At 64.4% G+C, this 21,128-nt stretch carries 22 protein-coding genes; 10 read left to right on the forward strand and 12 right to left on the reverse strand.

Features of this window, described 5'->3' with window-relative positions; all coding sequences use genetic code 11:
* The 5 genes from groL to bshC form a co-directional block, all read right to left on the reverse strand.
* Window positions 1-1,555: chaperonin GroEL (gene groL, locus GX414_01645; protein ID NLI45790.1), on the reverse strand; the 1,555-nt coding region annotated here is incomplete at its 3' end.
* A gap of 40 nt (window positions 1,556-1,595) precedes the next feature.
* Window positions 1,596-1,883, reverse strand: coding sequence for a co-chaperone GroES (locus GX414_01650; GenBank protein NLI45791.1), 288 nt, complete (start codon window positions 1,881-1,883; stop codon window positions 1,596-1,598).
* Window positions 1,884-2,076: 193 nt separating this feature from the next.
* Window positions 2,077-3,243, reverse strand: coding sequence for an N-acetyl-alpha-D-glucosaminyl L-malate synthase BshA (gene bshA / locus GX414_01655; protein NLI45792.1), 1,167 nt, complete (start codon window positions 3,241-3,243; stop codon window positions 2,077-2,079).
* A complete protein-coding gene (gene bshB1 / locus GX414_01660; protein NLI45793.1) occupies window positions 3,240-3,992 on the reverse strand; it encodes a bacillithiol biosynthesis deacetylase BshB1 in 753 nt (250 codons plus the stop codon). The genes bshA and bshB1 overlap by 4 nt, the downstream gene beginning before the upstream one ends.
* Window position 3,993: 1 nt before the next feature.
* Window positions 3,994-5,616: a bacillithiol biosynthesis cysteine-adding enzyme BshC gene (gene bshC / locus GX414_01665; protein ID NLI45794.1), complete on the reverse strand. Its 1,623-nt coding sequence runs from the start codon at window positions 5,614-5,616 to the stop codon at window positions 3,994-3,996.
* Window positions 5,617-5,737: 121 nt separating this feature from the next.
* On the opposite strand from bshC, the gene GX414_01670 reads away from it, so the two are divergent.
* Window positions 5,738-6,508, forward strand: a complete 771-nt coding sequence (locus GX414_01670; GenBank protein NLI45795.1) for a hypothetical protein — start codon at window positions 5,738-5,740, stop codon at window positions 6,506-6,508.
* A 24-nt stretch (window positions 6,509-6,532) separates the two neighbouring features.
* Entirely contained in the window at window positions 6,533-8,116 is a 1,584-nt protein-coding gene (locus GX414_01675; protein NLI45796.1) for a HAMP domain-containing histidine kinase, read from the forward strand.
* A 19-nt stretch (window positions 8,117-8,135) separates the two neighbouring features.
* On the opposite strand, the gene GX414_01680 is transcribed toward GX414_01675, so the two are convergent.
* Genes GX414_01680 through GX414_01690 form a run of 3 tightly spaced genes read right to left on the reverse strand, consistent with a single transcriptional unit; the run spans window position 8,136 to window position 11,403 of the window.
* Window positions 8,136-8,411, reverse strand: coding sequence for a hypothetical protein (locus GX414_01680; protein NLI45797.1), 276 nt, complete (start codon window positions 8,409-8,411; stop codon window positions 8,136-8,138).
* A gap of 33 nt (window positions 8,412-8,444) precedes the next feature.
* A complete protein-coding gene (locus GX414_01685; protein ID NLI45798.1) occupies window positions 8,445-10,073 on the reverse strand; it encodes an AmpG family muropeptide MFS transporter in 1,629 nt (542 codons plus the stop codon).
* A gap of 7 nt (window positions 10,074-10,080) precedes the next feature.
* The gene (locus GX414_01690; GenBank protein NLI45799.1) at window positions 10,081-11,403 is read right to left on the reverse strand and encodes an alginate export family protein; all 1,323 of its coding nucleotides are present in this window, start codon (window positions 11,401-11,403) and stop codon (window positions 10,081-10,083) included.
* A 243-nt stretch (window positions 11,404-11,646) separates the two neighbouring features.
* On the opposite strand from GX414_01690, the gene GX414_01695 reads away from it, so the two are divergent.
* Window positions 11,647-12,492 (forward strand): hypothetical protein, encoded by an 846-nt coding sequence (locus GX414_01695; protein ID NLI45800.1) that lies wholly within the window; start codon window positions 11,647-11,649, stop codon window positions 12,490-12,492.
* 60 nt (window positions 12,493-12,552) lie between these two features.
* Here the strand turns inward: GX414_01695 and rfbB are convergent, their stop codons facing one another.
* Genes rfbB through GX414_01715 form a run of 4 tightly spaced genes read right to left on the reverse strand, consistent with a single transcriptional unit; the run spans window position 12,553 to window position 15,716 of the window.
* Window positions 12,553-13,650, reverse strand: a complete 1,098-nt coding sequence (gene rfbB / locus GX414_01700; GenBank protein ID NLI45801.1) for a dTDP-glucose 4,6-dehydratase — start codon at window positions 13,648-13,650, stop codon at window positions 12,553-12,555.
* On the reverse strand, window positions 13,637-14,503 hold the full coding sequence (rfbD, locus tag GX414_01705) for a dTDP-4-dehydrorhamnose reductase (protein NLI45802.1): 867 nt from the start codon (window positions 14,501-14,503) through the stop codon (window positions 13,637-13,639). Before rfbD ends, rfbB begins: the two co-directional genes overlap by 14 nt.
* Window positions 14,500-14,988, reverse strand: coding sequence for a dTDP-4-dehydrorhamnose 3,5-epimerase (locus tag GX414_01710; protein NLI45803.1), 489 nt, complete (start codon window positions 14,986-14,988; stop codon window positions 14,500-14,502). The genes rfbD and GX414_01710 overlap by 4 nt, the downstream gene beginning before the upstream one ends.
* On the reverse strand, window positions 14,985-15,716 hold the full coding sequence (locus tag GX414_01715) for an NTP transferase domain-containing protein (protein NLI45804.1): 732 nt from the start codon (window positions 15,714-15,716) through the stop codon (window positions 14,985-14,987). The genes GX414_01710 and GX414_01715 overlap by 4 nt, the downstream gene beginning before the upstream one ends.
* 281 nt (window positions 15,717-15,997) lie before the next feature.
* Here GX414_01715 and mazG point away from each other — a divergent pair, with 281 nt between their 5' ends.
* The 7 genes from mazG to GX414_01750 all read left to right on the forward strand — a co-directional run bounded on the left by mazG (window position 15,998) and on the right by GX414_01750 (window position 21,119).
* Window positions 15,998-16,795, forward strand: a complete 798-nt coding sequence (gene mazG / locus GX414_01720) for a nucleoside triphosphate pyrophosphohydrolase (protein ID NLI45805.1) — start codon at window positions 15,998-16,000, stop codon at window positions 16,793-16,795.
* Entirely contained in the window at window positions 16,792-17,049 is a 258-nt protein-coding gene (locus GX414_01725; protein ID NLI45806.1) for a hypothetical protein, read from the forward strand. The genes mazG and GX414_01725 overlap by 4 nt, the downstream gene beginning before the upstream one ends.
* 135 nt (window positions 17,050-17,184) lie before the next feature.
* The gene (locus tag GX414_01730) at window positions 17,185-17,754 is read left to right on the forward strand and encodes an SIS domain-containing protein (GenBank protein ID NLI45807.1); all 570 of its coding nucleotides are present in this window, start codon (window positions 17,185-17,187) and stop codon (window positions 17,752-17,754) included.
* Window positions 17,755-18,265: 511 nt separating this feature from the next.
* The gene (locus GX414_01735; GenBank protein NLI45808.1) at window positions 18,266-18,892 is read left to right on the forward strand and encodes a peptidylprolyl isomerase; all 627 of its coding nucleotides are present in this window, start codon (window positions 18,266-18,268) and stop codon (window positions 18,890-18,892) included.
* On the forward strand, window positions 18,889-19,335 hold the full coding sequence (locus tag GX414_01740; GenBank protein ID NLI45809.1) for a hypothetical protein: 447 nt from the start codon (window positions 18,889-18,891) through the stop codon (window positions 19,333-19,335). The genes GX414_01735 and GX414_01740 overlap by 4 nt, the downstream gene beginning before the upstream one ends.
* Window positions 19,336-19,464: 129 nt before the next feature.
* A complete protein-coding gene (locus GX414_01745; protein NLI45810.1) occupies window positions 19,465-20,376 on the forward strand; it encodes a hypothetical protein in 912 nt (303 codons plus the stop codon).
* A 23-nt stretch (window positions 20,377-20,399) separates the two neighbouring features.
* Window positions 20,400-21,119, forward strand: a complete 720-nt coding sequence (locus tag GX414_01750) for a UMP kinase (GenBank protein NLI45811.1) — start codon at window positions 20,400-20,402, stop codon at window positions 21,117-21,119.
* The last annotated feature ends 9 nt before the right edge of the window (window positions 21,120-21,128 follow it).

The raw sequence follows: 21,128 nt of genomic DNA on the forward strand, positions 1-21,128 counted from the left end.
CCGTGGCCTCGGTGGTCAGCAGCAGGCTGGCGATGGACGATGCGTTCTGCAGGGCGGTCCGGGCAACCTTGGCCGGGTCAATGACACCGGCGGCCACCAGGTCCTCGTATGTGTCGGTGTCGGCGTTATATCCGTAGTTGGGTTCCTTGCTCGCCTTGACCTTCTCGCAGACGATGGCGCCTTCGCAGCCGGCGTTGGCTGCGATCTGCCGGATGGGCTCCTCGAGGGCGCGGCGGATGATTTCCAGGCCCACCTTCTCGTCGCCAGTCAGCTTGAGGTTCTTCAACGCCGAAATCGCGCGCAGGAACGCGACTCCGCCGCCGGGCACGATGCCCTCCTCGACGGCCGCCTTGGTGGCGTGCATGGCGTCTTCCACCCGCGCCTTTTTCTCCTTGAGCTCGGTCTCGGTGGCAGCGCCCACCTTGATCACGGCCACGCCGCCCACCAGCTTGGCCAGACGCTCCTGCAGCTTCTCGCGGTCGTAATCGGAAGTGGTCTCCTCGATCTGGACCCTGATCTGCTTCACGCGGGCCTGGATCTTGTCGGAGGTGCCATACCCTTCAACGATGGTCGTGTTGTCCTTGTCGATGGTAATGCGCTTGGCTCGGCCCATGTCCTCCAGGCGGGTGTTCTCCAGCTTGATGCCCAGGTCTTCGGTGATGGCCTTGCCGCCGGTCAGGATGGCGATGTCTTCCAGCATGGCCTTCCGGCGGTCGCCGAAGCCGGGCGCCTTCACCGCGGCCACCTGCAGGGTGCCGCGCAGCTTGTTGACCACCAGCGTGGCCAGAGCTTCGCCCTCGATGTCCTCGGCGATGACCAGGAGGGGCTTGCCGGAGCGGGCGATCTGCTCGAGCACCGGCAGCAGATCCTTCATGGAGCTGATCTTCTTCTCATGGATGAGAATGTAGGCGTCCTCCAGAACCACTTCCATCCGCTCGGGATCGGTCACGAAATACGGGGACAGGTAGCCGCGGTCGAATTGCATCCCTTCCACCACTTCCAGGGTGGTCTCCAGCGTCTTGGCTTCTTCGACGGTGATGACGCCGTCTTTTCCCACCTTCTTCATCGCCTCGGCGATGATGGAGCCGATGGAAATGTCGTTGTTGGCGGAGATCGCGCCCACCTGGGCGATCATGTCACCCTTGACGGGCACGGACATCTCGTTGATGTGCTTGACCACCACCTCGACGGCCTTCTCGATGCCGCGCTTCAGAGCCATCGGATTGGCGCCGGACGCCACGTTGCGCACGCCCTCGCGGTAGATGCTCTGGGCCAGGACGGTCGCGGTGGTCGTGCCATCACCCGCCACGTCGCTGGTCTTGGAAGCGACTTCCCGAACCATCTGGGCGCCCAGGTTTTCCACCTTGTCTTTCAGCTCGATTTCCTTGGCCACCGTCACGCCGTCCTTGGTGATGGTGGGAGAGCCGAATTTCTTTTCCAGGACCACGTTACGGCCTTTCGGGCCGAGGGTGATCTTGACGGTGTCCGCCAGCTTGTTGACACCCTTGAGAATCTGGTGACGGCAATTTTCTCCATACACGATATCTTTGGCCATGTGCGTTTCTCCTTATGACTAAGTTTCTGCGTTCGCGAATCTACTCGACGATGCCGAGGATCTCGTCCTCGCGCATGATCAGGTATTCCTGGTCTTCAATTTTCACTTCGTTGCCGGAGTACTTGCCGAACAGCACCCGGTTGCCCACCTTCACCTCGGGCGTCACCCGCTGGCCGTTGTCCAGGATCTTGCCGTTGCCTACGGCGATGACTTCGCCCTGCTGGGGCTTCTCTTTGGCAGTGTCGGGGATGATGATGCCACCCTTGATCTGCTCCTTTTCTTCCAGTCTCTTGACGATCACGCGATCGTGCAGCGGTCTGATTTTCATAGGCTCTCTCCTTAATATTGGGTGTTGAGGGTCGTTCAAACAAAAAAAATTCATGGTATTGATTGCAACGTGGATGCCAATACCCGAACAGGCAACGTGAAGACAGATTGAATTGAAAACGCCCGCTCTGTAAGGATTTTGGCGATATACGCGACGCGGGAACACGCTGGAGAATTAGTCTTCTGGTGGAGAATTATACCCCGGTCTGCTCCGGCTTCACCATCTCCAGACACGGGCGCCGCCGGATGACCGCATCGTAGAGTGCCTCATACTGCCGCACGATCCGGTCAGCGGTGAATTCCGCTAGGACCCGCTGCCGCGCTGCCCGTCCAAATTTCCGGCGGCGGCGCTCGTCGGTCAGCAGATCGGCTGCGGCTTCGCCCAGGGCGGAAACGTCGCCCGGGTCGACCAGGTAACCGGTCCACCCGTGGCGGATAACTTCGGGCATCCCGCCGACCCGATAGGCCACCACCGGCACGCCGCATGACATCGCTTCCAGCGCCGACAGGCCGAAGCTTTCACTGCTGCTGGACATCAGGTACACGTCGGCCAGCGAGAGATATTCCAGCACATTGCTCTGCATCCCCACGAAGGTGACTAGATGGTCCACCTCCAGATCGCGTGCCAGTCGTTCGGCGTGGGGGCGGTCGGGCCCGTCGCCCACCACGACGAGCCGGCAACGGGTTCGCCGGCGGGCGATGTCCAGCACCCGGATGATGTCGGGCACGTTTTTGACCGGTCGGAAGTTCGACACGTGAAGCAGGAGTTTTTCGTCCGGTGCGGCGAAGCGGTCCCGCACCGCGTGGCGCTGACGCCGGAACGCATACGGATCGATGAAGTTGGGGATCACGAAGATGGGGCAGCGCATATTGAAAAAGCGCTCGGTTTCAAGCCGCAGCCAGTCGCTCACCGCCGTCACCGCGTCGGAATGGCTGAGGATGAACTGGGTCACCCGGGCCATGGACGGCTCGCTGCCCACGACGGTGATATCGGTGCCATGCAGTGTGGTGATGAACGGCAACCGGATGCCGTCCTCGGCGAGCATCTCCCGGGCGGACCAGGCGCTCATGCCGTGGGGAATGGCGTAGTGCACGTGGACCACATCCAGGCTGTGGTTTCGGGCCACGTCTGCGATCATCGCCGTGACCTCGAGGGAGTACGGCGGATATTTGAACAGCGGATAGGCCGACACCTCCACCTTGTGGAAAAAGACATTGGGCAAACCCGGCGTCACCCGGATCGGCAGGGCGAAGCTGATGATGTGGACCTGATGGCCCAGCTTGCCCAGCTCTTTGGCGAGCTCGGTGGCCACGATGCCACTGCCGCCGTGGGTGGGGTAACAGACCATGCCGATGTTCATAGCAGCCGCCCCAGCTTCCGGCCGAACGCCGCCAACGGATCGTCCACCAGCAAATACCCTTCGCTGTGGAAGCCCTCGGCGAACCGCGCCCCAACCATGGCGCCCATGCTCCGGCAGTGCGCGCCCACGACATCGAGGAAATCGGGCTGGCCCAGGTAGGTGGCCGGCTCATCCGGCTGCCGGGGCGACACCTGGCTGTGGTGGCAGCGGATGGCCGCGAGCTTGGCTTCCCAGAATTCGCTGACATCCACCAGGAAAGTGGGCCGTAACCGGTGGGGCTGGGCGAAGGTGAAGAAGTACTTCGGCCGATGCGGCGGCAGGTCGGGCTCCAGTTTGGCCAGACCGGCGTGGTGGCACGCCGAACGGACGAGGACGTAGGCACCGGCGTGGTCGGGATGCGGATCCAGGGTGTGGTGCGAGAACACGATGGCGGGCATCGCCTGCCGGATCACGCGGACCAGCGCGGCGCGGGCTGCGGCCGTTGGGGTCAGGTCGCCATCGGGCAGCTCCAGGTTCGTCCGAAACGCCACGCGCAGCGCTTCGGCGGCGGCCCGGCTTTCCGCCACGCGGGTTTCCGGCTCGCCCCTGCTCCCGGATTCGCCCCGGGTGAGATCCACCAGACCGATCCGGCGCCCGGCCGCGGCAAGCCGTGCAATGGTGCCGCCCATACAGATCTCGAGGTCGTCCGGATGGGCCCCTACGGCCAGCATGTCCACCGGGATCACACCCCGCGCGCCGTACACGATCATGTCACTCCTCCAGCCAGAGCATCACATGACGCGGATCGAAGGGATCCACTGCCTGCATCAACCGGTCCACCAGTCCGGGGCCGAACACGCTGAGCAGGGGCAATAGATTCAGGGTGCGCTCCTGGAGATTCCCGTTTGGAACGAGCTCCTGATGAAGGGTGTCGAATCGTCGGATCAGTTCCTCGTTGTCCGCTTTGGCCTGGCGGCGGACCCGCTCCTCCAGTTTGTCGACAAGGCCGTTGATCTTGCCCAGTGTCGAGGCAGTGGAGCGGGTGACATCCTCCGGATAATCCAGCAGCGAGCCGGCCAGCCGGTCCAGCGCCCCCGTCAGTTCGCCGCGGCGCGCCAGGAACGCCTCGAGGCGGTCGACGCGCCCATGCGCCGCCAGCAGCCGCGTGAGCGTCTCCTCGCGGGGGTTGAACAGCGCACGCGGTTCCAGACCCAGTTGCCGGGCCCGCCGGGACGCGCCGGGCGGGATCAGCGTGGCCGAGAAGCGCGGCCACAGCTGCGGCGGCGTCAGATCCCACAGGGGATAGAGCGACCGGATCTGGGCGTGGTAGGCCAGCTCCGCCGGACCGCCCACATAGACCGCGGTGGGGAACAGCCAGTCCTGGAAAAGCGGCCGCAGCAGAGCATCGGGCGAGAAGCGGGCGGCGTCCTGCCGGAGCCAGCCAGACCACCCCGCAACGTCACAACCCACCGATGTTCCGTCCACGGTGAATCCGCCTCCGGGCGCTTCCATCACGCGCCGCCGGCCGGCCTCGGGGTGCAGGTAGAACAGGAACGCGCGCTGGGGCTGGATGCGGATCTGCGGTTCGTGTCCGGCCGCTTCGAGCGCGGTCTGGCGGTCCGTCACGCGGCGAACGGCCTCAGCTCGAAGCTCGGGATATCGGGCCAGAAAACCGGCCAGGGCCCCCTGCCGCTCCATGGCCATGGGATCGAACAGGCACAGGCCCAGCGGCGCGAGCAGCCGGGCCATGAAATCGCGGAACGCTTCGGCCAACCCGCGGCCCGGCCGGTAGCACTCGGCCACCAGCCCCGACGCCCAGTCGCGGTGCGTGCTCCGGGGCAGCAGTTCCAGCACCTCCTGCCAGAACGAAGCCGCCGCCGCATCAAGAACCACGTCCGCCACGGGGCGGAGATCGGCGGCTGGCGCGGTCGGCAGGGTCAGCCGTTGCAGGCCCCGGCCGGGCACCATCCAGGTGATGGCAGACACTTCGCGGAGGTCGTGGTCCTCCGAGGCGATCCAGAAAACGCCGACTGCCGGCACGCCCGACCGGCGCAACTCGCCGACCATCGCCGCGACGGTCAGCGCCTTGTACAGTGTGTAAGGGGGGCCGCCCAGCGCGCCGGCCTGCTGGCCGGTGAGGATGCACACCGCGCCCGGCCGGCTGGCGTGCGCCAGCGCTTCGGCCACGGCGGGGTGCGTCGGCTGGTTCTGGCGGATCAGTTCGTCCAGGCCGCGGAACAACCGCGCCGGCGCAGCCGCTTCGCGCAAGGCGGCACCATCCCAGCGGGCCAGACCCAGGAACGCCTGACGCACATCGGGTCGCCGGATGATGTCCCGGAAAAACGGACTACAGCCCGGCAGTTCGGTCGGATCAAGTCGCAGGATGTCCGCCATCAGACGCTCCGTAGGTCCGGATCCCGACGGCCAGATGCCGCCGGATGGGAAAACCGGCTTGATTCTAGCACACTCTTCGGATATTCTGGGATCAACCGCCCGCGCTCGTCGGAGTCGTCCCTTGGACATGAAGGAATTGTACCTCAAGGTGCAGCAGTGGGTGGATGCCTGCAGCCGGATCGAAGATTTGGGCATCCGCAAGCATCAACTCCTGGACCGGTTCCAGGAGCTTGGGCCGGACGCCTTCGCCGAGGCGCTCTATTACATTCTGCGTCAGGCCCAGATGGGCCGGCCGGCGTTCAAGGAGGTTATGGACGCCGTGAGCGATCTGGAGCCCATGATCGCGCGGCTGGGACGGCCGTTCTTCAGCGAGGTGTACACCTACGCCCGCGCGAAGCACTTCGACGATGTGGTGCATTTCCTCCGCCAGCCTCGCCCCAAGCGCGGGCTGAAAACCGCCACGCTGCCCGATCCGGATCAGCTCGCCAACGAGCTCACCCTGGGCCAGCGCAAAGCGGTGGCCATGAGTCCGGACCGGCACACGATGGAACAACTGATGTTCGACCCGGATCCCAGCGTGATCCAGCGCCTCCTCAGCAATCCGCGGATCACCCTGCCCTTCGTCGTCCGGATCGTCGCCCGCCGCCCCAACTACCCCGCGGTGCTGGCCGAAGTTTTCCATTCGCCCCGCTGGATCGTGCACTATGACATCAAGGTGGCGCTGGTCCGCAATCCGTACACTCCGCCGCCCATCAGCCTGCGCCTGCTCCCGAATCTGCGTACCCAGGATTTGCGGGAAGCGGCGGGTGACGCCAGTCTGCTGCCGGAGATTCAGGAAGCCGCCCGCGACCTGCTGCAGAAACGCATTCGGCAAGCCGAATCGGCCCCCTGACGACCCCCTGTTCCGGAGTGTTGCGTGCGCCAGTTTTTCCGCAGCCGGATGTTCCCCATCGCCAGCGGCATCGTGCTGTTTTCCACGATCACCATTGGCATCCTCACCTTCCGGTATGTCGCCGAAAAGGAAAGTCTGCTGGAAATCACCCTCTTGCAGAGCAACCTCGGCATGGTCCGTCAGACTCTCAACCGGATCGAACTGAACATCTCCGCGCAGGACCAGAAGCTATACACATTCCTGACGTCGACCACGCTGGAGGAATTGCAGTTGCGGCTGGCCAACGCCCCGGCGGATCCTGTCCCGCTGATCCGCCAGATCTATCTGCTTGACGACCAATGGAACGTGTATTTCCCGGCTGCCCGGCAACGGGAGAACGCCCGCTGGTTCCGGCGGCGGGTTCTGAGCACCATCGATCCGGGTCAGCTGCCCCCGCTCAGCATCCAGCACCTCCACACCGCCATCGACGGTCGATACTACCTGTTCTCCCTGCTGCCGTTCACCCTCGCCGGCGACGACCGCCGCTTTCTGCTTGTCCAGGAGTATCGCGGGGACGATCTGGATGTGTTCTTCGGTGCCTCCGTCCGCGACCTCGAGCGCAATCATGTGGTCTGCATCCGGGATTACGAAAACAATCTCATTTTCGGCACGCCGTTTCAGGTATCGCGAAAATATTTCGTCGAGCAGCGGTTCCCGATGACCTTCTACAAATGGTTGTTCCAGCTCGCGCCCCGCAACGCCGACCAGCTCGAGCAGGAGGCCCTCAGCATTCGGAGCCAGAACATGCTCCTGCTGGCCATCAACCTGGTGCTGATCCTGTCGGCCTGGTTCCTGGTCTACGTGAGCCGCCGCGAGGAACAGAAGCTCACCCAGCAGAAGGAGGCGTTCATCCGCAACGTCTCCCATGAGCTGAAGACGCCGCTGGCTCTGATCAAGATGTTCAGCGAGATCCTGCTCATGGGCCGGGGCCGCGACGAACGCACCCGCCAGGAATACCTGTCGGTGATCTTCGCCGAAACCGAGCGGATGACCCACCTGATCAACAACGTGCTGGACCTGGCCAACCTGGAGAACGGATTGCAAAAGTTCAGCTTCGAGGATCTCCGCCTTGACCAGGTCGTGTCGCGCCATCTGGAGGCGTTCGATTACCGGATGAAGAAGGAGAAAGTGGAACTCCGGGTCGACGCGGAGCCCGACCTCCCCATGATCCGCGGCGACGCCAACGCGCTGGCCCTGATCCTGCTCAACCTGCTGGATAACGCCATCAAGTATTCCGCCAACAAGTCCCGGCGCGTCCGGATCCGGATCTTTCACGAACCGCCTCACGTGTGCCTGGAGGTGCGGGACGAGGGGATCGGCATCGCCCCGGAGGATTTGCCCAGCATCTTCAACAAGTTCTACCGCAGCGACAACATCGCGGTCCGCCGGGTCCGCGGTAGCGGCATCGGCTTGAGCCTGGTCAAGTATCTGGTGGAAGCCCACGGCGGCCAGATCCAGGTGGACAGCGCCGTCGGTGAAGGTTCGGTCTTCGTCATCCGCTTCCCCGCCCGCGTCGAAACACCACCGCCCGTCGACGAAACGGACGAGTCCGCTACCAATCGGTTGTGAGGGGAGACGGATTCCTCCCTCAGTTCCGCTGCTTCATATAAAAGCCGTAGCTCAGCTTGATCAATGTCTCGCGGAGACTGCGAGGCGAGGCGAAATGCTCCTGCTCCAAGAGGAAGCGGAAGCGGTCCAGGAACTGCTGCTCCATAACCGGACTGGAGCGGGCGTCCCGACCCAGGAGCGAGTCATAGTAGCGGATGGAATCTTGAAACAGCACATTGAATGGCGCGATCTTCTCGCCCAATAATTCTTCCAGCTCGTTGTAGGATGTTGGCAGGACGCGCACATCATCGCTCATGGCCCCTCATTATAGAGAGCGGTTCCCTGCGTTTCAACGCTTTTCCGGGCGGTTGGCGGCGAGATCGGCCGCCGACGTGCCGTCCAAATAGGGCAGGAAGAACAGCAGCACCATGCTGGGCACCGTGGCCAGGAAGGTGAAGCCGAAGAACAGCGGGTAGCCGAGCCAGCCGGCCAGGATGCCTGAGAACACTCCGGCGAACGTGGCGCCCACTGTCATGATACTGGTGGCAATGGCCATGTGAGCGGCCTTGTAGCCCGGCTTGCAGGTTCGCATGATGAACACCATGAAGGCGGCGGTGCCCATGCCGGCCCCGAAGGATTCCAGGACGATCAGAGTCCCCACCAGGTTCAGATCGGGGAACCACGCCGCCGGCGCCCGCATCATCTCCGCCGCCCGCTGCACCCACACGAACGGAGCCTGGTACACATCCCGGGCCAGTTCCAGCGACAGGCTCCAGCGCCGCGTACTCAGGGGGACGTATTGCCACGCCAGGAACATATACAGCAGGTTGAGCATGTTCTGGCTCAGGGCGCAGGGCCAGATCATGCGGCGCAGCCCGAACCGGGCAATCAGCCAACCCGCCAGCAGACCACCAGTGATTGAGGCGACGATGCCGAAGGTGCCGTAGATCACCCCGTACTGGGCCCGGCTGACGCCCGCATCGTTTAAAAACGGATAGGCCATGTTCAGGAGGAACGATTCGCCGGCCCGCCAGCAAACCACCGCAGCCAGGATCACGCCCACCTTGGGCTGGTCGAGGTAGTCGACGAACGCTAGGGCGTAAAAGGAATCGGAGGCGTACAGCCTTCGTTTGAGCCGCCTGAGATTGAGAGCCAGTCCGAGCATGGCCAGGAGCAGCGCCGCGCTCACCAGGCCGGCCGATCCCAGCCTGTCCAGGATCATGGTGAAAGCGGCCGCCGGCGTGTTGAGCCAGCCCAGCCGGCCCGCCCCGGCCACGGCTGCGCCGGCGATCAGCACCCCCGCAGCTGCCCGCCGTACGGCGGGCCGGCGGAGCAGCCGCCCCAGCTCGGCCAGCGGCCGCTGGGTTTTCTCCACCCGGGGAAGGCAGCTCGAGTGCACGAGCCACAGCATCACCAGAATCGCCGCGGCCGCACCGAACGCCGTGCTCCAGTTCGTGTAACCGGAAAGGGTGACGATTCCGCCGCCGCCGGCGATCATGGCCAGCCGGTAGCTCATGGCTTGGAATCCGACAAGCCGCGCCTGCTCTTGCCGGTTCAGCGCTTCGAGGTAGAAGCCGTCAATGGCGATGTCGTGGGTGGCCGACAGCATGGCCGTCAGCAGGAACAGTCCGGCGACGACATCGAGCGCCTGGGGCATGGCGGCGCCCAGAGCCATGAGGACCATGGTGGCCGACAGGGCCAGCTCGGCGGCCAGTAACCAGCGCCGCTTAGTGGCGAACTGGTCGACAAACGGCGACCAGAGAAATTTGAGGGTCCATGGCAGGCCGTAGAGCGAGGTCAGACCGATTGCCTGCAGGCTCGCTCCGCTGTCCTTGAAGAACACTGTGGAGATCTGCCGGACCATGCTATAGGGAAAGCCTTCGGCGAAATAGAGGGTGGCCACCCAGAACCGTCGCCACCAAGGAAGCGTCGGGGCGGGCGGACCGGCGGGCGGCGGTGCGGACGCGGGTGGTTGCATCCTCCTCCTAGTTCCAGGCGAACGCGCCCTTGATCGTGTAGATGACTTCAAACCGGAAGAAATACCACGGGGAGTCGCCGGCGTAGAAACTGCCGGGCCAGAACCGCTCGAACACCACATGACCCCGCCAGCTGCTGCTGGGCGTAACGTCGACGCGCACCTGGAACATGTCGCCCCGGTGCGTGCCGCCGGCGAACAGACCCGGATCGCCCGGATACGGGTGGGACGCACTCAGGTGATAGTAAGTGGCCCGCGCCTTGACCGTTCGCCAAGGAGTCACGGTCGCCTCCGCCTGCCACATGCCGGTGTTCGTCCAGTAAGCCAAACCCTTTTCCGGCCATTGGCTATAGATGTACAACTCGCTCCAGGCGGGCCACCGGTTGAACAGCGGGTCCCAGTTCTCATTGGCCGGCGTGTCCGGATCGTCGCCTGAAAACCGCCAGTAACCGCCTTGGGCGGTGGGCTTCCAGGCCAGCGAGAACGTTTTCTTCACCCAGGCGTACCCGCCCATCGCCCGGATCGGGGTGTCGGGATGCTGGCCGCCCCATTGCCCGGCCAGCTCGCCGGCCGCCGACCAGCCGCCTCCCAGCGCCTGCTCCAGCCGGCCGCCGAGGGTGTGCACCCGGCGCTCGGGCTGATACTGGGGATTGGCCGGATCGCGCAAATCGCCGGACTCCCTCTTGTAGAAGTAGTACGCATCGAAGCTCTGGCTGCGGCGGGTTCGGTCAGTCGCGTACACACCGACCGCCTCCTCGTCCCAATCGATGAGCGTCTTGTGCTTGTCGTTGATCCGCGGCAGGTAAATGTCGTGGTCCGGATTGGAAATCCCGATCAGTTCCAGTTTCAGGTCTTTGACCGGCGACCAGGCCACGTCGACCGCATTGAAGTAAGCGGTTCGGGAACCGTCCAGCGGGTTCCCCTCGATGAACATGAATCCCTCGCCCCGCACCAGGTTCTGCCGGCCCACCTTGACCGACAACTGCGGAGTGAGCGCCAGGTTCACGTACAGGTTCTCGACGATGACCTCGTCGAACCGGAACTCTGTGTCGGGCTCGGTCACCTTGCGGTTCTCGTTGTTGAGCCCAAGGTAGAACTCCGCGCGCTGCCCGACGTTGAGCTTGGTCCAGAACCGGGAGCGGAAGCGCCACCACTGGCGCGTGTCCGAGTGGGTGTCGTCCCAATCGGACAGGTTCTCCATGTTTTCCGAGCGTACCCGTTCCTCGAAGCCGATTTCCAGCCGTGTGGCGTCGGCGTCAGGCGCGGGATCCGCGGCGCTGGCCGTCCCGACCAGAAAGACGATACATAACAGACAGCACAATGATCGGATCAACACAATCTCCTTGGATGGGCGGATCGGGAACACACCGTACGCCGCCACCGGACGGCGGGCGATGCCGATGAAATCGGCATCATACCCAAAGCCGGCGCAAAATGGAAGGCACTCCTGCGCCGGCCCGTCGACCATCATTGTCCAGCCGAATTTGCGAGGCTTGGGGCGGCTCCTTCTGGCCGCATGCATCCGAGCTATGGCATAATGGACACAATATCTTGACCCGAGGAGCCAGACGGCGCCGTGATCGCTTGCCGCACCGTGAATGAGGCGGATCTCCCCGCCGCAGCACGAATCATCAACGAGTCGTATGAAAATTTCCCTACTCGGACTACGTTCAGCGCCTGGGGATTGAGCCATACCCTCGTCCCGCAGTACGGTCTGGACCTGCCGCGCAGCTTCGTCGCCGAGGTGGATGGCGAGATCGCCGGAGTGCTGCTGCTGGCGATCGACGACGACGCCCGCCAGTCATTCGTCTTCGGCTGGAATGTGCCGCCCCGGTTTCACCGCCTGCGGGTGGGTTTCGAACTCGAGAAGTGTTACACTCGGCAGCACCTGGAATTGGGGGTGCGGACCAGCTGGGCGTTCGTGGCCCACTTCCGCAGAGCCCATCGCTACCGGGCGGTGCGCTTCCGGGAGACCCGTCCGCTGTATTGCCTGGACCTGCCGGCTCCTCCGCCCGCGGCCGATCCGGGAATTGAGGTCAGGTCGTGCACCCTAGCGGAGCTGGAACCGCACTACCGCGCCGATCCGCCGGCGGAGCCGGCACCCTGGATCCAGCGATGGCGTCAAATCGCCCGCTGCGGTCCGCTGCCGGCCTGGCGGATGGCCCTGGCCTGGCGGGGGACGAAAGTGGTGGGTTGGGGAATCTGGCGTGCGGAGCTGTTTCTGACCGTCGTGCAGGCGCTCCGGTTCAGGGAGCCGGCGGCCGGCCGTGCCCTGCTCGCCGCAGCAGGCGGTCCCCACGGCCGCCCCCTCCATCTGCCGTACCTGCCAGCCGGGGAACCGCTGTACGGATTGCTTCTGGAACTCGGCGCCGCTACGGCTCTGGAGTACCGGGAAATTCGACGCGATTTCCACGCCGCCTGACGGCCCGCCGCTGTCGCTGTTTCACGACCAGCGGGATAATCCAGGCGGAACGTCAAAGAATCAGGTTTGAAGACGTCGGCTGTACTGCCGGTCGTAGTACGATCGGTATTCGCCGGATGTGACCTGGTGGCACCATTCGCGGTGCTCGGCGTACCAGCGGACCGTCTCCCGCAGGCCGTCGGCGAGGGGTACCGCCGGCCGCCAGCCCAGTTCGTCGCCGATACGGCGCCAGTCGATGGCGTAGCGCAGGTCATGCCCCGGCCGATCCGTCACGAAGGTGATCAGGTCTCGACAACGGATGACACCGGACGCTCGCAGGTTCAGTTCATCCACCAGGTCGCACAGCACGCCGACAACCTCGATGTTCCGGCGCTCCCCGTCGCCACCCACGTTGTAGGTCGCACCGACTTGCCCGTACCTGAGGATTCGGTCCACTGCAACGCAATGGTCCCGGACATGCAGCCAGTCCCGGACATTTTCGCCCCGGCCGTACACCGGGATGGCCCGCCCCTCCAGGCAGTTGAGGATCACCAGCGGGATGAGTTTTTCCGGAAACTGCCATGGACCATAATTATTGGAACAGTTGCTGAGCGTGACCGGCAGGCCGTACGTCCGGTGCCAGGCGCGCACCAGGTGGTCACTGGCCGCCTTCGACGCCGAGTAGGGGCTGGACGGGTCGTAGGGTGTCGTCTCGGTGAAGCGGCCGTCGGGGCCGATGCTGCCGACCACCTCGTCGGTGGACACGTGGTGGAAGCGGACGTCGCGCCGCCCCGACCACGCCTTCCGGCACGCTTCCAGCAACCGGAAGGTGCCCAGCACGTTCGTGGTCAGGAAGACTTCCGGACCCAGGATGGAGCGGTCCACATGGCTCTCGGCGGCGAAGTGGACGACGCTGTCGATCGGCACGTCGGCGAGCAGCCCCGCCACAAGATCAAAATCGCCGATGTCGCCGCGGATGAACTGGTAACGACCGTCGCCGTCCGGCCCGAAGCGGGCCTCCACATCGGACAGGCTGGCGAGATTGCCGGCGTATGTCAGAGCGTCCAGGTTCCAGATCCGGATCGCCGGGTCTGACTCCAGCAGGTGGCGTACGAAGTTGCCGCCGATGAAACCGGCGCCCCCCGTCACCAGCACGCGGCGGGGCTCAAACGAACTCATCGCGGTTCTCCCGGATCCAGAGCTTCAAAGCCTCCTGCCAGGTGGGCAGGGGCGCATACCCTTCCAGACGGAGGACCATGTTGTCCAGGGCGGAATTTCTCGGCCGATTGGCGGGTCGGGCGACATCCTCGGTGGCGCAGGCCACGATCTCGCCCGGCAGGTGAAGGCCAAACTGAATTTCACAGGCGAACTCGTACCATGACACCGCCCCTTCGCACGCACCGTGGACGATGCCGGGAATCGGCTCCCGGATCAGGCGGTGGACCAGATCGGCCAGCACCCGGGTGGATGTGGGATTCCCCCGCTGGTCGGCGACCACCCGGACGGGCTGCCCACTGCCCACCGACTGAAGCAGGTGGCGGATGATCGTCCGGGGGAAGCACGGGCCGGTGTTGGCGTACAACCACGCCGTCCGGACAATGGTGTGCCGCCGGCAGCAGGCGGCCACGGCCCGCTCACCGGCCAGCTTGGACTGTCCGTAGACGTTGATGGGTGACGGGGGGTCAAACTCATGGTAAGCCCGGCCCAGACGGCCGGAGAACACGTAGTCGGTCGACAACGCGATCAGCCATGCCTCCGCCTCCTCCGCGGCCATGGCCACGTTGCGGCTGCCGATGGCGTTCACGGCGAAGGCCGAGTCGACGTTCTGCTCAGCGCCATCCACATCGGTGAACGCGGCGGCATGGACCACCACTTGCGGTTTGATCTTGCGCACAGCGTCGCGCACGGCGCCCAGATCGCGGATGTCGCATGTCTCCCAGGTCAGCGGGAAAAGCTCGTAGTGCTGACCGAGCCAGGTGATGAAATCGCGCCCGAAGCGGCCCTCGGCACCGGTGAGCAACACCTTCGTCATGGTGCCTCCTCCAGGCGGTACGGGCTGTGGAGATCCTCTTCGTGCCGGATCTCGTCCACCGGCTCCCGGCGCTCGGGTCCCTTGAACAGCGCGTTGGGCAGGTTGATGACCAGTCCGTCGACCGGGCCCACATTCTGGTATGCGTGCACAACCCCGGGCGGCACGATCACCACAGCCGGGGTGTCCGCTCCGGCGACGACGATCTGACGACAGCCACGGGTGGGGGATTCCGATCGCGCGTCCCACAGGTGAATGCGAAACGTGCCGGGGCCGGGAAAACAGAAAAAGTCGGTCTGGGCGCGGTGTTCGTGAGGTCCCCGCGCCACGCCGGTGTGAGTGATCGAGACGTAGCCCATTACGGGCAGGCGTTCCGGCGCCTCCGTGTCGCAGCGAAATATCTCGGCCAACCAGCCACGCGGATCCTCAAACCGCCGGAGCGGCCGGACATCGACCCCGTCGATGGCGCCGTCCCGCCAAACCGTCATGCACCGGCCTCCCGGCTCTGCACCAGCTGGCTGGCCCGGTCCAGGCTCTCGAACGTTCCGGCATCGGTCCACCAGCCATGGAAGAATGTAGCGAACAGCTGGCCGCGCTGGATGTATGCATTGTTGACGTCGGTGATCTCGTATTCGCCCCGTGCCGACGGCTTCAGCGTACGGATGATTTCGAACACCCGATTGTCGTAATAGTAGACGCCGGTCACGGCATAGGGGCTTTTAGGCCGGGTGGGCTTCTCCTCGATGCCGGTCACCCGGTCGCCGCTGAGCTCGGCCACGCCGAACCGTTCCGGGTCGGACACCTCCTTCAGGATGATCATCGCCCCGCCGGGCTTGGCCATGTAGGCGCGAGTGTATTCACTCAGGTCGTCTTCAAAGATGTTGTCACCCAGAATCACCAGGAGTCGGCTGCCAGCCGCAAAGTTCTCGGCCAGCGCCAGCGCCTGGGCGATGCCGCCCGCCTCATCCTGCACCTTGTAGGTGAATCGGCAGCCGAACTCGCGTCCGCTTCCCAACAGGTTGACGACGTCGCCCATGTGTTCGGTGCCGGTGACCACCAGGATCTCCGCGATCCCCGCCTCGGTCATCTTGTGGATGGGGTGGTAGATCATCGGCTCGCGCCCCACCGGCAGGAGGTGCTTGTTGGTGACCTTGGTCAGGGGGAACAGCCGGCTGCCGGTTCCGCCGGCCAGGACGATTCCTTTGAGTGTCTCCATGAGGGGCTCCCGAGCGACCGGCAGGCGCCCCCGAAAGGCGGGCGCTGTCGGGGATTTACGCGGGATACACCTTATCATGAGTCCCGTTGGGTCACAAGCCCCGAATGAACGGCGGCACCTAGTACAGAAGTGGCTTCAGTGCCGTTGGTGGCTGAATCCGCAAATCCGGTTTTGACGGCATGCAGCCACCAGACGAAATCCGGATGGCCAACCGCAGGGAGACACGGCACCAGGAATTTTAACTTTGTCCCTCATCGATTATGTGTTAAATAAAACTGTTTATGGCGAAGCAGCAGTTAAAACCCGAAACCGATCTCGACCAGCTGGTGGCCGTCGTTCGAAAGCTGCGGGCGCCTGGCGGCTGCCCGTGGGACCGTGAGCAGACCCGGGAAAGCCTCAAACCGATGCTGGTGGAGGAAACCTACGAGGTTCTGGCCGCCCTTGATGACGACGACCCGGCCGAGCTGCGGGACGAGCTGGGCGACTTGCTGCTCCAGGTCGTCTTTCACGCCCAGATCGCCGACGAGCGGGACGAGTTCCGGATGCAGGACGTCATCGACGCCATCCACGACAAGATCGTCCGTCGCCATCCCCATGTCTTCGGCGGCGTCCGGGCGGAGACGAGCGAGGAAGTCCTCGCCAACTGGGACAAGATCAAAAGCGAGGAACAGGCGCATAAGAACAAGCCGCGGCAATCGCTTCTCGACGGCATCAGCCCGGCCCTGCCCGCACTCCACGAGGCCTACCAGCTGGGCGTGCGCGCCAGCCGGGCCGGGCTCGACTGGAACGGAGCCAACACCGCCACCGGCGCGGCGCGCGCGGCGCTGGACGCGCTTGAGAGCCGGCTGCCGGACGGGGATCCGGCCGCCCTCAAGGCCGCCGCTGGTGAAATCCTGTTCGCCGTCGTGAATCTCTGCCGCCATCTCGGGATCGATCCTGAAACCGGACTCAAGCGGACGAATCTTACCTTCCGGGACCGCTTCCGGGCTCTCGAGCTACGGCTCAGGGCATCCGGACGGACGCTCCAGGACTGCCCGCCGGACGAACTGGCCGGTCTGTGGCGGGAAACGGCACCATGACCAAGCTCAACGTGATGCAGCATCCGGTGTACAGCGCTCTGCACGTGTGCAGCGGGTGCGGTCGGGTCAAACTCATCACCAAATGGGTCAAGTTCGACACCTCCTTCCTGGGACATGAGGCGTACATCGTGCCCACCCATTGCCCCGACTGCTTTCGCACCATTATCTGCATCATGGAAGACAAGAAACGCAAGCGGAGCGAACTGCGGCTGGAGCGCCGCATCCGGAATCGGATCAAGAAGAAGCTGTCTTGAGGCACCCACCGATCGCTCCGCGGGCGCCAGTCCTCCCGCGGCTCTCCGGCTTGACACGGCATTCCCGATATGTCACATTGAAACCCATTCCTCGGTAGGATGGCCATAGTGCGCGATCGAATTCGGGACGTTTTTATGCAAGCCCGCCGGCTGCACGAGACGGCCGCCGACCGATACACTGAAGATGTGGCGCGGGCGGCGCGGGAGACCACGGCCCGGATCCGACAGGGCGGACGCGTCTACATCTTCGGGAACGGTGGGTCCGCTGCGGACGCCATCCACTGGAGCGGCGAGCTCATGGGCCGCTTCAACCTGGACCGTCCGGGCATCCCCGCCATCGCCCTGGCGGTCAACCCCTCGATCATCACCGCCGTGGCCAATGATTATGAATTCGACCAGGTTTTCGCCCGCCAGCTCGATGCACTGGCCCGGCCGGCCGACGTGGTCATGGCGATCAGCACCAGCGGCCGGTCGCCCAACGTGCTCAACGCGCTCCGCTGCGTGCGCGGCCGGGGCTGCTTCCGGCTCGGCTTCACCGGTGCGGATGATCGTGAGATGGGCCCCCTGGTGGACGTCCTGTTCTCGGTACCCTCGCCTTCCACTCCGCGGATTCAGGAAATGCATGCCCTGCTGGGCCACTTGCTCTGTGAGCTGGTGGAGGCCGACCTTTACGGGCCCAAGGCGGGTCGCACCAACCCAACGTAAGGAGGCCGCCATGCGCCGTCTGAACCGCAACCTGGTTGGAGTCCTCGCCTTGATTGTGACTCTCAACGCGCCGACGCTCACCGCACAAACCCCCGCTCCGCAGCCGGCGCCGACAGACCCGGCCCGGATCGAAGCGGTGCTGGAAACGGATCTGGGGTCCGTCATCATCCGCTTCTTCCCGGATGCCGCGCCCAAGCATGTGGCCCACTTTCTGAAACTGGCCGGCGAGGGTTTTTTTGACGGACTGACGTTCTTCCGGGTCGTCCCCTACGGCATCATCCAGGCCGGCGATCCGCTGACCCGCAACCCCGCCGCCCGGGACCGTTACGGAACCGAGGGCTTGCATCAGCTCAAGGCCGAGTTCAACAGCAATCCCTGCCGGCGGGGCGCGCTGGCCGCCGTCCTGATCCCCGGCAACCCCGACAGCGCCGGCAGCCAGTTCTTCATCTGCGTCACCGACCAGCTGCAGCTCAATGGTCAGTACACGGTCTTCGGACAGGTCGTCGGCGGCATGGCGGTTGTGGAAAAAATTTCCACGCTTCCGGCCGATACCCGGCAATTGGCGACGGAGCGGGTCGCCATCCGCCGGGTGTCCATCCGGCCCATCCCCGAGCCCGCGTATCGCGGCGCGCCGGTGGAGCGCCTCCAGCGCTGCCGGGCTGTCATCGTCACCGATGTTGGCGAGATCGAATTGTCATTTCACCCGGACACAGCTCCTGAGCACGTGCGGCAGTTCCTGAGCCTGGCGGCCGCCGGCCTTTACAACGGCACCGATTTTCACCGGGTGGTTCCCGGTTTCGTGATCCAAGGCGGATTCCTGAGCGGTCGTCAACCGCCCGTGGAAGAAACATACAGCAGCTGGCTGCAACCGCTGCGGGCGGAATTCAGCGACCGGCCGCATGATCGCGGGATCCTGTCCATGGCTCGGGCAACCGATCCCGATTCCGCGATGGATTCGTTCTTCATCTGTCTGGCCCGCCAGACCTCGTTGGACGGCAAGTACACGGTGTTCGGCACAGTCACCCGCGGCCTTGATGTGGTGGATCGAATCGCGGCCATGCCGTGCGACGACCAGGAACGTCCCCTCCAGCGCGTGGCCATTCGGGAGATTCGGGTCAGCGAGGAGAAGCAACCATGAAACTTTTGGTCATTCTCATCCTGATCGCCGCCGCGACCGGCGTGTATCTGGTGGTTCAAGGCGTTTCGTTTCATCAGGCCAACGAGTCGTACCAGACGGACATCCAGCGGCGGCTTCATGGCATGGCCTGGGAGCGCACTGAGGCGATGAAGCAGGAGATCATCAAGCTGGCCGGCCCCTACGGCATCGATCCGGCGGGAATCGAGATTTCGTTTCTGCGCTCCGGGCACGTCCCCGCCGGCAGCCCCGTCGGCATGATCGAGGAGGCGTACCCGGTCAAGAAGGATGTGCTGGAAGCTACCGTCCGCTACCGGCGGCCGATGCTGTTCTGGTCTCAGGACTACGTATTGACCGCCACCGTCCTCCGCGCCAAATCCGCTCACCCGCACCAGGACGCCATACAGGACGCCATCCGGTCGGTGCTGCCGCCGCCCGCCCCCTGAGACGCCGGCTGCGCCTGTTTACGGCCCGGTCGATAAAATTCTCTTGATCCTTTCCGCCGGAGTGATTACATTCACCTGTTCATCGCTTGATCGAGCACCGCGGATGTATCAACCATTAGGAGAACTCGGATGGGATTCAAACGGTTCGTTGTCGACCTGGCCCCCGGACCTCTGGTCAAGATCTTCGCCCGTCCCTACGTGGCCGGCGACAGCATCGAGGCCGCTGTCGCCTGCGCCCGCAGCTTCTGGGACGAACGGCGGGTCTGCTCCACCATCGACCTGCTGGGCGAGGAGCTGGAGTCGGATGCGGAGGTGCAATACACCGTTGATGTCTATCTGCGTCTAATTGCGGCCTTGGGACGGCAGTCTTTTGCCACCGTGTCGCTCAAACCCACCCAGCTAGGCAGCCATCGCGGCGGCAAGCACGCGGAACAGATCATCGAGGGGATTGTTCAGGCGGCCGCGGCCCACGACATCGGAGTCACCATCGACATGGAGGATCATACCGTCACCGACATGACGTTGGAGATGTACCGCAACCTGAAGCCCCGCTACGCCAGCCTCGGCACGGTGTTGCAATCCCGGCTGTTCCGGAATCGGGCTGACATCCTGTCGCTGAAGGGGCTCCAGGCCCGGATCCGCATCTGCATCGGAATCTATAACGAACCGGCCGGCATCGCGCTGACCGATAAAAACGAGATGAAGAAACAGCTGCTCAAGGACGTGGAGTTGCTGTTCAGCGAGGGGCATCACCCCGAGATCGCCACCCACGAGGAGTGGGTCATCCACGAGGCGATCAACATTGCAGAGCGGATGAACATGGGCCGGGACCGCTATGAGGTCCAGATGCTCATGGGTGTGCCGCGCCAGGCGCTCCAGGATGAACTGATCCGCAACGGCGTGACCGTGCGGCTTTATGTGCCGTTTGCCGAACAGTGGAAGTACGCGGTCAGTTACTGCAAACGGCGTCTGGCGGCCAATCCGATGATGGCCGCTTACGTGATGAAGAACATGGTCCAGTCGGTCACTGGCAAGAAATGACCGCCGGCCAGGGCGGAGCGAATATGAAATACCAGCGGGTCCTTTTGAAGCTGAGCGGCGAAGCCCTGACGGGGGGCGGTTCGGAACCGATGTCGGCGGACGTGCTGGATTATCTGGCCGATGAGATCCACGCCGTGATCCGGGCGGGCGTACAGCTCGGCGTGGTGGTGGGCGGCGGCAATATCTTCCGGGGCGCCACCGGCGCCGGCCGGGGCATCGACCGGGTCACCGGAGACTACATGGGCATGCTGGCCACCCTGATCAACTGTCTGGCTTTGGCGGACCGGCTGGACCAGCGCGGCTGCCCCTGCCGGATCCTGTCGCCGTTCGCCCTGCCGCAGGCAACCGTGCCGGCGTCGGCCGAAAACGCCCGCCGGGCCATGGCCGAAGGACGGGTCGTCCTGTTCGCCGGCGGTACCGGCAATCCCTTCTTCACCACCGACTCGGCCGCCGTCCTCCGCGCTCTGGAATCGGGCTGTCAGGCTGTGTTGAAGGCCACCAAGGTGAACGGCGTCTATGACCGCGATCCGCACAAGGATCCTTCCGCCCAGTTTCTTCCGCGCCTCAGCTACCGGGAGGCGGTGGAGCAGCGGTTGGGCGTCATGGATCTCGCGGCGTTCTCCCTGTGCCTGGAACACGACCTGCCCATCATCGTTTTCGACATCACCCAGCCGGGCAATGTGCTGAAGGCCGTGCGGGGCGAGGCCGTGGGTTCCCTCATCGACCGCGACGGCGCCCGGTAGTCCCGACGC

It is taken from the genome of Acidobacteriota bacterium, assembly GCA_012517875.1.
In the GTDB taxonomy this organism is placed as follows: domain Bacteria; phylum Acidobacteriota; class JAAYUB01; order JAAYUB01; family JAAYUB01; genus JAAYUB01.